Annotated in this window: 6 protein-coding genes; 3 read left to right on the top strand and 3 right to left on the bottom strand. The window is 35.5% G+C overall.

Annotated elements, in window-relative coordinates:
• Positions 1–78: 78 nt before the first annotated feature.
• On the bottom strand, positions 79–726 hold the full coding sequence (locus AT685_RS05610) for a DsbA family oxidoreductase (RefSeq protein WP_234696258.1): 648 nt from the start codon (positions 724–726) through the stop codon (positions 79–81).
• A 182-nt stretch (positions 727–908) separates the two neighbouring features.
• Between AT685_RS05610 and AT685_RS05605 the strand changes: the two genes are divergently transcribed.
• From AT685_RS05605 to AT685_RS05595, 3 genes are read left to right on the top strand one after another with little or no spacing between them, the layout of a single operon-like run.
• The gene (locus AT685_RS05605; RefSeq protein WP_143713144.1) at positions 909–1,826 is read left to right on the top strand and encodes a serine hydrolase; all 918 of its coding nucleotides are present in this window, start codon (positions 909–911) and stop codon (positions 1,824–1,826) included.
• Positions 1,827–1,851: 25 nt separating this feature from the next.
• Positions 1,852–5,382 carry a PAS domain S-box protein gene (locus AT685_RS05600; RefSeq protein ID WP_072151881.1) on the top strand — a complete coding sequence of 1,177 codons (3,531 nt, stop codon included), beginning with the start codon at positions 1,852–1,854 and terminating at the stop codon, positions 5,380–5,382.
• Between the two features lie 16 nt (positions 5,383–5,398).
• Complete coding sequence (locus tag AT685_RS05595) at positions 5,399–8,659, top strand: alpha-mannosidase (RefSeq protein ID WP_143713143.1); 3,261 nt, start codon at positions 5,399–5,401, stop codon at positions 8,657–8,659.
• Positions 8,660–8,722: 63 nt separating this feature from the next.
• On the opposite strand, the gene AT685_RS05590 is transcribed toward AT685_RS05595, so the two are convergent.
• The gene (locus AT685_RS05590; RefSeq protein ID WP_072151879.1) at positions 8,723–10,321 is read right to left on the bottom strand and encodes a T9SS type A sorting domain-containing protein; all 1,599 of its coding nucleotides are present in this window, start codon (positions 10,319–10,321) and stop codon (positions 8,723–8,725) included.
• Between the two features lie 164 nt (positions 10,322–10,485).
• Positions 10,486–11,226 (bottom strand): FG-GAP repeat domain-containing protein (locus AT685_RS05585; protein WP_234696257.1); only part of this gene is annotated, 741 nt, incomplete at its 5' end.

Genomic DNA, 11,226 nt, shown 5'->3' with positions numbered 1-11,226 from the left:
AATTCATAACGAGAAGAATTATCAGTGTAGAAATATAAATAGTTGACCGCATAACTTTATCCTCCCTTTTTATTTTTTTCATAATTCTCTTTTGCCAAGTTCTTCCTTTACCTTTTCAAGCCATTTGACTAAAACTTCATATTTATGAGCTCCAATAATCCCATATCTTCCATTTGCAACAAGCGCTGGAACACCGTTTATACCGTAGTGCTTTGCTACTTCAAGATCGTAAGCAAGATTTTGAAATACTATTTCACTTTCATAATCCCTTTCCCATTTATCCACATTAAGACCGATATCTTCCGCACAGTTCTTCAAAACTTCAAAATCAGCTATGTTCAAACATTCAACAAGATGAGCCTTTTGAACTCTGTCAAACATCTTCCAATGCGCAACCTGTCCCCCTTGAAGTTCTGCAGATTTACAAGCAAGAAGACCTGGAACTGAATATGGATAATCAAATTCTCTTCGCTCCATAAGTTCAAAGTTTATCCTGTGTTCATCGTCGTTTTCGTTTGCCATTCTCCAGTGATTTAAAATTTCTCTTTTACCATTTTCTTTTGAGCCAAAAATCTGAACTATCGCATCTGGATTCGGAGCAAGAGCAAAGGCACGATGTATTATTTCAACATCGGGATTTTCTTCTGCAAGTTTGTGAACCCTTGGAGAGATGGCAAAACACCACGCGCAAAGGACATCGTGGAAAAATTCAATCTGAATTTTCATTTCCTCCTCCTTTATATTTTTAAAGCACAGAAATGTTTTATCGCTCTCCTTTTATGTTAATTTAACTAATTTCAACGATACATCAACCCCAAGCAATTTACAGCGCACTCTAAACTTAACCTAAAATTTGCTTGAATAATTTTCGCAAAAAACTTATCTTTTCAAAAAAACGAGCTTCAAAAATGAGAAAGCTATACATTATCTTACTTCTCTTTCTATTTTCAGCCTGCGCTACATCAAAATTAACACTTACAAATGAGACAATAGTTTCAAAAATTAATCAAATTGGGAGAAAATACGGAGTTGGTCGGCTTGGGGTATCAGCAAAAAATTTTGTCACAGGTGAAACAATTCAAATCAATGCGGATTCACTTTTCCCAACCGCAAGCGTGATAAAAGTTCCTATCCTTGTTGAATTATTCTATAAATTTGAGGAAGGAAAGCTGAAAAAAGATACACTTGTTTCTCTTGAGGATTCTCTCAAATATGGTGGCTCTGGCGTTTTACAATATTTCTACGACGGCGCAAAGATTAAATTAATTGATGCTGCGGTCTTGATGATAATTTTAAGCGATAACACAGCAACAAATCTCGTCCTTGATTGCTTTGCAAATGAACATGACGCTAAACTTGATGCCGTAAATAATAGAATGAAAGAACTTGGTCTTGACAATACCAAAATTTTAAATAAGCTTATGTCCTTCAAAACTAAAAAGAAAACACCCGAAGCAATTAGATTCGGCGTGGGTTACACAACTCCAAATGACATGGTTAAACTTCTTGAACTCCTTGCGAACGGTAAAATTATCAACCCAGATGTTTCAGCTGAAATAATAAACATCATGAAGAACAACCAAGACTATGAAATGATGAAAAGATATTTGCCTGAAAATATAGTCGTTGCAAATAAATCGGGATCAATTGATAGGATGAAAGCAGACATCGGGATTGTTTACGCAAAATGCACAACCTACGCCGTCGCAATTTTCTGTGATGAGCTTTCAGAAGTTTCATACGCAGTTGATAACAAAGGGCATCTTGCGGTTGCAGAAATTTCAAAACTTATATTTGATTACTTCACGAAAGGAAATTGTAAATGAATTTTAAAATAAAGCAAGATTGGAAATGAAAGCAACTAACCGATCGGAAAAACAGGAGCAAAGTTTTGCTGATTTTGCCTGTGATTATTCACTCAAAGCAAGAGCGATCGCCTCAATCTCGCTTGCTGTCACATTTATAGGTTTAAATTTTATCTTTAATTTATCTCTTCCAGTTCATGTTTTTATAATCGCTGCGTTGTTTCAATCACTTGTAAATCAGCCATATCGCTTTTTCAGAAAGATCTTCAAAGATGCGGATAAGGTTCTGTTCACAACGAATATAATTGATATAATCGTCATAAGCATCGTTGTTTACTATGTCGGCGGGATCTCGTTTATATACATTGGATTCCTGTATCTCATAATTATCGTCTTCAATGGGATTTTTGGAGGCGCGATAAGAGGATTGTTACTTTCAGCGTTAAGTTCAATTTCCATCATCGCTCTTACAATTCTTGAAAAGTTTGGCATCAGACATCCTACAATTTTCACAGCCCAAATTTCAGAGATTGAAAGACTTATTTTGATGGTCTCTTACATAGTCATATTTTTTATCTTTGCAGTCTTAACAAATATACCTTCACAGAAATTAAGAGACGAGATTAGAAAGCGAATAAAAACCGAACAAGAGCTGGAACATCAACTTATTACAATAGAGACATTTTACAACCTTGCGAACTTAATTATTCGCTCGGAATCAATTGAAGATGTTTATCAACAAGCGCTGAATGGGATTTTGAAAATCTTGGACATAAACAAGGCATCAATTCTTCTCATTGACCCAGATGGGGTGATGAGATTTAAAGCATGGGCAGAACTTTCCGAAAATTATAGAAAAGCGGTTGAAGGACATTCACCATGGAAACCAGATGAACCAAACCCACAGCCAATCCTTATAAGCGATGTCAATACTGATAAAACTTTGAGCAAGGATTTGAAAAATAAAATTCTCGCTGAAGGCATTCAGGCGCTTGGCTTTATACCACTTGTCTTCAGAGGGAAATTGCTCGGAAAATTTATGATTTATTATGAACAGCCACATGAGTTCACACAGGAAGAAATAAATTTAGCTCAGGCGATCTCTTTTCAAATTTCTTTTGCGATAGGCAAAAAACTAATTGAACTTGAACTTTTAAAGTGGCGTGATAAATTTGAAAAGATAATTTCTGCCATGAAAGAAGTCGTTTATGAATGGGATCTTGAAAACGATACAACGATATGGGAAGGTGATGTTGAAACTATTTTCGGTTTAAAGAAAGAAGAACTTAAAAGTAGCAAATTTAGATGGAGAGACTTTATCCATCCCGATGATGTTGAATATGCTACAGCAAAGATTAACGAGGCGTTAAAAAGCAATATCTCAACTTTTGAAACGGAATATAGAATTAGAAAAAAAGATGGCAGTTTAATTTATTGTCTTGACTACGCTTATATAATTCGTGATGAGACTGGGAAAGCAGTCAAAACACTTGGTATGATGCTTGACATAACCACACTGAAAGAAACCGAGCAAAAACTTTTAAAGAGAGAAAAAGTTTTGAAAACTATAAACCACTCCGCAGGGATATTACTAAAAACAATTAACTGGGAAAATGAAATAGTCAATCTCATTGAAGAATTCGGGAAATCAATGGAGGTAAGTTCTGTCTATGTTTTCCAAAATCAGGAAAGGAATGGGGAGATTGTAACAAATTTGATTTCAAAGTGGTATTCCAGAGGTGTTGAAAAACATATTGAGGATGCACAGCTTCAGAATATATCATACAGATTAGCAGGATTTGATAGGTGGATTGATGTTCTTGGGAAAAAAGATGTGATATGTGGCAATGTTAAAAATTTTCCGTTCAGAGAATCTCTATTCTTAAGTTTCCTTGGGGTTAAATCAATTCTTATCGCTCCCATCTTCGTCGGGGATAAATGGTGGGGATTTATAAGTTTAAATGACTGCCAAACTGAACGCGAATGGGAGAAATCTGAAATTGATGCGATAAAAACTTTTGCAGATATACTTGGGCTTGCAATCCAAAGAGGTGAAAATGAAAAAGCATTGCGCGAATCTGAACAAAGATATAGGAAACTTTTTGAGGATTCAAAAGATCCAATCTATATAAGCACCCCGGAAGGAAAACTCGTTGATGTTAATCCTGCATTTGTTGAACTTTTTGGTTATTCATCAAAAGAAGAAATTTTAAAAGTTGATATAGCGAATGATCTTTATGAAAATCCAGAAGATAGGAAGAAAAACCTTGAAGCGATTGAGAAGCAGGGTTATATAAAAGATTATGAGCTTCATCTCAAAACGAAAGATGGACGAAAACTTATCGTCTATGATACATCAACGCCAATTTATGACGAAAAGGGAAATGTAATCGCCTATCAGGGAATACTACGAGATGTGACAAAAGTTAAGGCACTTGAACAGCAATTACTTCAATCGCAAAAGATGGATGCCCTTGGGAGATTAACTGCTGGTGTAGTGCATGATATCAACAATGCCTTAACGGTTATACTTGGAAACGCACAATTTGCCAGACGGTTGCTAACCTCGGATATTGAAAAAGCAAAAGAAAAACTCAATGAAATTGAACAGACAATAAGAAAAACTGGAGAATTCACAAGAAAGCTTTTGATATTCAGTAGAGAACAACCAGCGGTGATGAAAATAAGTGACCTTAACAGCATAGTCAATGATTTCACCAAAGTCATGCTTAAAGTACTGCGCGAAAATATCAAAATTGAACTCAAACTTGCACCAAAGCTTCCAAATGTTAAAGTTGATCCCGCGTTAATCAATCAACTCCTTTTAAACCTCATAATCAACGCCCAAGAAGCTATACCCGAAGCTGGAAAAATAATAATAGAAACATATTCAAGATACATTGACCAAGAATACGCTGATTTTCACATTGATTCAAAACCTGGGAACTATGTTGTTCTCTCCGTGACAGATAACGGGGTTGGGATAAGCAAAGAGATTATGCCGAAGATTTTTGAACCATTTTTCACAACAAAGGAACATGGAACAGGGCTCGGGCTTTCAATAGTGTATGGAATTGTGAAACAACATGGTGGTTTTATAAACGTCTACAGTGAGGTTGGACAGGGGACAACCTTTAGAGTTTATTTCCCAGCGGTCTATGAAGAAGAGGAAAAAGAAATTGAAAAAGAGGAACAGAAAATTGAAATAAAAGGTGGAACCGAAACGATACTTGTGGCAGAAGATGAAGAAAGGTTAAGAATAACAGTTACAGATATACTACAAAGTCTTGGCTATAAAGTTTATTCTGCTGCAAACGGTCTTGAGGCGCTTGAGATATTCAGGGAGAAAGCAGATGAAATTGATCTCGTCTTGCTTGACATAGTAATGCCAATTTTAAATGGGTATGATGCAATGAGAGAAATACTTAAGATAAAACCCAATGTTAAAGTAATTTTCGCAACTGGATACAGCTTAAATGGTTTAAATTTAAATCTTGAGGGCTTTGACATAATTCAGAAGCCGTATTCTTACGAAACAATAGCACTTAAAGTAAGGGAAATTCTTGATAGAAAATGAGAAGTTAAAACAAAAAATGGAAACAATGAAAATGCTAAAGGGACTAATTCCCATTTTTTTCATCGGAATTTTAAACTTTGCAATTTCTCAGAGAAAAACAGAGGTTGACTCAGTAACATCAATTCTTGATTCATTAAGCACAATTTCAATCCGAACCTGGAAGGTTAGCCCCGACATCAAATGCCTTATCACTGGCGAGAAAACAGAAGAGGTATTCACCAAAATTAATTTTGATGATTCAAAATGGGACACATTAAGAATTGGACAGCGAATTTATGTTGATTCATGCTGGCTACGGACAAGATTCACATTACCTGAAAAAATGTTCGGAAAAGATGTAAGAGGGAAAATTATATTCAAAGTTACAGTTGACGATTTAGGCTATCTATGGGTAAACGAAAAGTATATCGGCTATATACAATGGAGCGCAGAATTTGACCTGACGGATATAGTTAAACCAGGACAGGAATTTCTAATTGCAATTAAAGCAATTAACAGATCTGGTCCTTTAAGACTTATAATGGCTGAGTTTGAAGTTGAAAGTTTAAAAGATTTTTTGAATGAGATAAAAAATTTCTCGCTTAGTTTAAAAGTTGGGCAAAAACTTTTAAGCTTTGATACCTACCAAGCAAACGATATGACCAGATATGACCCTGGTATAGATCGTTCAACAATTGATAAAAAAGAAAGGCTTAAACTTAACACTCTCTTACAAAGCACAGCCAAAGAGCTTGATTTAAATTCGCTTATTTCAGGAGATGTTGAAAAGTTTAATATCTCACTTGAAAAAACAAGGGCAAAGTTAAAACCAGTTAGCGAATTTGCGAAAAAATTTACGCTTATTTTTGCCTCCAACGCTCATATAGATGCTGCATGGCTTTGGCGTTCAAAAGAAACTATTGAGGTATGCAAAAATACTTTCAACTCCGTAATTAACCTTATGAGGAAACACCCACATTTAACCTATACACAAAGTTCAGCGGTTTATTATGAATGGATGCGAAGCCTTTACCCCGAACTTTTTGATAACATCAAGGAGCAAATAAAACTCGGAAGATGGGAGGTAGTTGGTGGCACATGGATTGAGCCCGACTGTAATCTTCCAGGTGGCGAATCGTGGATGCATAACCTTTTGTATTCACAACGATATTTTAAAAAGGTCTTAGACGTGAAACCAGATATCGGTTGGTTTCCGGACTCTTTTGGATATAATTGGAACTTGCCAGCATTCCTCGCAAATGCTGATATAACCTACTTCATCACACAAAAATTAAATTGGAACGAAAAAAATGTCTTCCCATACAGGCTTTTCTGGTGGGAATCCCCAGATGGTTCAAAGATTTTAACATATTTTCCATTTAGTTATGTTAACACAATTGAAAATCCGTTCCGACTTGTTGATTGGTTGAGGCAATTTGAAGCAAACACAGGATTAAGAGAATTACTTGTTCTCTTTGGGGTTGGCGACCATGGTGGTGGACCAACAGAAGAAATGCTCAAAAGAATAGATGAACTTAAAAAACTTGATATTTTCCCAAACATTAAATTTTCAACGGTTACAAATTACATTAAAACACTAAATAAAGAAATCCTAAAAAATCTACCTGTGTGGAAAGATGAACTTTATCTTGAATATCATCAAGGCACTTACACAACACAAGCAGATATCAAAAAATACAACCGCAAACTTGAAATTGCCCTTTCAAACGCTGAAAAATTTTCAACTATCGCAACGCTCTTTAATTTTAACTACGATAACAAAACCTTTGAAAAATACTGGCTCAAATTTATTTTCAACCAATTCCACGATATACTCCCAGGATCAAGTATAAGAGAGGTCTATTTTGACGCAAAAAAGGATTACGCAGATGTAGAAAGCTTTACAAACTTTCAAATTAAAAAATCACTTGAAAAAATTACTCAAAACATAAATACAGCTTTGCTTAAAGAAGGGGAACCACTGATAGTTTTCAATCCAAGTTCATGGACAAGGACTGATTTAGTTGAGATAAATCTTGAAAAATTTGACACAAACGAATATGCTATATTTGAACCATCGGGAAGAGAAGTCCCGTCTCAAAGCATAGATGACAGTGGAACAAGAAAAATTATTTTCGTTGCTGAAAATGTTCCACCAATTGGGTATAAAACTTACATCATCAAAAAACAAAAACCGTCCGAATTTAAAAATGAACTTTTAATTTCAAAAAATCGCATTGAAAACAAATTTTTCAAAATTGAAATTGACACAAATACTGGCTGGATAAGCGAGATTTTTGATAAAAGATTTAACAAACAAATTTTAAATGGACACGGTAATAAACTCCAACTTCTGGAGGATAAGCCAACAGCCTGGGATGCTTGGAATATCGGATTAACAGGAATTGAATTCAGCTCAAACTTTAAAAACTGTGAGGTAATTGAGTCAGGACCGGTTCGTGCGGTGTTAAAACTTGAAAGGGAATTTAGAAAACCAGATACAAGGTCATATCCACCCACCGAAACTTTTCCAACAAGCTTTTTCACTCAATACATAATCCTTTACGATAAAATTGAAAGAATAGACTTTAGAACAGACGTTGATTGGTGGGAGGAAAACATAATGTTAAAAGTTGCATTTCCACTTGCGGTTAAAGATACATTTGCAACCTATGAAATTCCTTACGGCTATATTAAAAGGTCAACTGAATTTAAAAATTCTTGGGATAGTGCAAAAGTTGAGGTGCCAGCCTTAAGATGGGCTGATGTTTCCGAGAAAGATTATGGTGTTAGTTTGATAAATAATTCAAAATATGGTTATGATTGCAAAAATTCCGTTATCCGTCTTTCATTGCTTCGCTCACCAAAATGGCCTGATCCAACAGCGGATAGAGGCTTCCATAAAATTGAATACTCACTTTACCCACACAAAGGAACATGGAGAGAAGCAAAAACCGTAAATGTCGCTTATGATTTTAATAATCCACTTATCCCAATCTTGACCGATAAACATGAAGGCAACCTTCCACCTGAAAATTACTCTTTCCTGAAATTGAGCCCCGATAACTTGGTCTTAACAATTTTAAAAAAGTCTGAGGATGAAGATGCTTGGACATTGCAGTTTTATGAGTCGCAAGGGAAGGAGACAACAGCTCAAATAGTATTGCCATTTAAGCCATCAAAAATTTATAAAGCCAACTTTCTTGAAGAAGAGAAGGAAGAAGCGAAATTTGAAGGTGATAAAGTTATTTTGAAAATCAAACCTAACTCCATAGTGACATTAAAAATTTACAGATAAAATAAAAAAGGGGGCGTGGCTAAACCGACGCCCCCTGATAGACTTATTGGTATTGGGCAAATTTTACTTAACCAACATCATTTTCCTCGTTTTTTCAAAGTTTCCAAATTTAAGTTTATAAAAGTAAGTTCCGCTTGCCACAGGTTTCCCATTTTTATCTTTCCCATCCCAAACTATAGTATGTTTTCCTTTCGGGAATTCTTGCTCATCAATCAATTTAACAACTTCACGACCTGCAATATCATAAATTATCAAACTTATTTTCTTATCAACGGGTAAATAGAAAGATATATTCGTCGTTGGGTTAAACGGATTTGGATAATTTTGATAAAGTTCATAATCATCTGGAGTTATGACAGTCCATTCCTTGAGCCCAGTTACCGTTTTCTCATAAATTCTCAAAACCTTGTTTTCTGAATACTTATTCAAACTATCGGTTATCCCCTGCAAGAAAAGTATAATTTCGGGTTTCCCATCGCCATCAAGATCATCTGTGGCACCGGTTCTCCAGATTCCACCGCTCCATCCAGCTCCAGCTGCTGAATCAACAGGATCATAGTCAATTATTTTGCTCACAGCCCAAGATGTTGGCTCAAGCGGGGAACCACCTTGAAATTCCGCCTCGTATACAACATAATATCCACCCAAAACAAGATACCTATTTCCCACATTTTGCAAGTTAAATAAATAAAACATTCTATCAGTAGTGTCAGAATAAATTACTTTAACTTTAGTTGAGTCAAAGTTATCAACATTGTCAAGATTTCCAATGACATAAACTGTGTTCGGCACGCTTTCAGTTGTTGTTACCGCTCTGAAAAAGGAAAAATAGACTTCATCTTTGCCATTAGCATCAAAATCTCCCTTTGCAACTGCTTTCAACGGATAGCTGTTTGCTGATTGAAGAACAACGATTTTATTAGTATCTGCCTCGTATGTGTTTGGTCCAACTGCTTTAATGAACCAAACTGGCGTTTCATTTCCAACAAGATTATTTCCCATAAACCAAATTTCTTTCTTCCCATCACCATCAACATCTGCGACAGTTCCACTTACAACTGCCATATTTCTTTCAACCCCATCAATCACTGCAAAACTATGTGTTGGGAAATATGCTTCTTTAACAACAGTTGCAAATCCACTTTCAAAATCACCTTCAACTGAAATAATATAAACGCCGTCACTTGCCCCACCGAACGCAAACTCAAAATGGATTAATTCTTGCTTATCATCTCCATCAACATCATCAACGACGAAGTTTTCAGGTCTAAATCTTGTCATTCCTGTATCTGGAATTATAACATAAGGACCATCAAACTTATTTTCTGATGGATTCCATTCCCAAACTTGATAACCACGCTGGTTAACATGGTTTGTAAAATCAGTCTTTAACCTCCCAACGGGATAAATTATTTCAAGTTTTCCATCACCATCAAGATCACCAACTTCAATATCTCTTGGTTCAGAGTAGTAGGCAGAGGGTTGATCTGGGAAAATATAAGTTAACTCAACGCTATCATTACCAGCAACTGTAAACTGGATAACCTTATGCCCAACATAAGCAGTAGTGTAAACCTCTTTTACACCATCTTTATTTACATCTGTAACGAGAACAGAACGACCTGGACCTAATTGAGCAATAATAGTATCCTTCGTTCCCACCCCCTTATTTTTGTAGACAAGTTGCCAAGTTTATGCCAGAGCAAATTCTACAAGCAGTAAGAATACACCTGATAAAACAATTAACCTTCTCATTTTGAGAACCTCTGTTTTTATTTCTAAATGATTAGCATTTTGTTAGAAAATATAAAATTCAAAAACCAATGTCAATAAAAAAATTCAAAATTTTCCGCATAATTAAAAATTTCAATTTGAGCCAATTGAAAATAAAAAGGGTGCGGAATTAACCGCAGATACCCATCGCCATCCATATCCATAAATTTAAGACTCCTCAAAGTTCCAACTAATGTCCCAGAGCCAATATGCGAGTTCGTGACGACTTTCTTCTTCACATAAGTATCGGGTCCTTCAGCTTCAACAATAACCCAAGTAAAATTAGTCCATGTCCCAAACCAAACTTCCTTCTTTCCATCTCTATCAAAATCTGTTACAGCGATATCAAATGCCCAAGTTGCAGTAAGTGAGCTATCTTGAAATTCAATTTTAAAAGTTGAAAACGGATTAAGATCATTCCCATCAAGTGAAATTATCCACATATGGATATTTGAAGTCCTGTCAATTAAAGCTATCTCCTGCTTACCATCATTATCAAAATCATCAGCATAAAGATATGTCAATCTAAATCCAGCCCCACCATCTGCTGGATAATCCAAATTCCAAGAAAATGTTGGTTCAGTTGGGAATGTTTTCGTTTGAGGATCATATTCATAGAAAAATATCTTATCAGGGTTTGTAACCCCACTTGCTGGATCTGCATTAGATGGATTGACAACCGTTATTTCATAATTTCCATCTCCATCAACATCTGTGATATTTAAAAGGTAAACCAACACTCCACAAAAGCTTATAATTATCGTTCCCATCATTTTCAAACCAGAAAATCCATT

Origin of the sequence: Candidatus Kryptobacter tengchongensis, assembly GCF_001458555.1 — a bacterium.
GTDB lineage: Bacteria > Bacteroidota > Ignavibacteria > Kryptoniales > Kryptoniaceae > Kryptonium > Kryptonium tengchongense.
The sequence above is the reverse complement of the archived record's forward strand: the minus strand, read 5'-3'. Positions and strand labels throughout refer to the sequence as shown.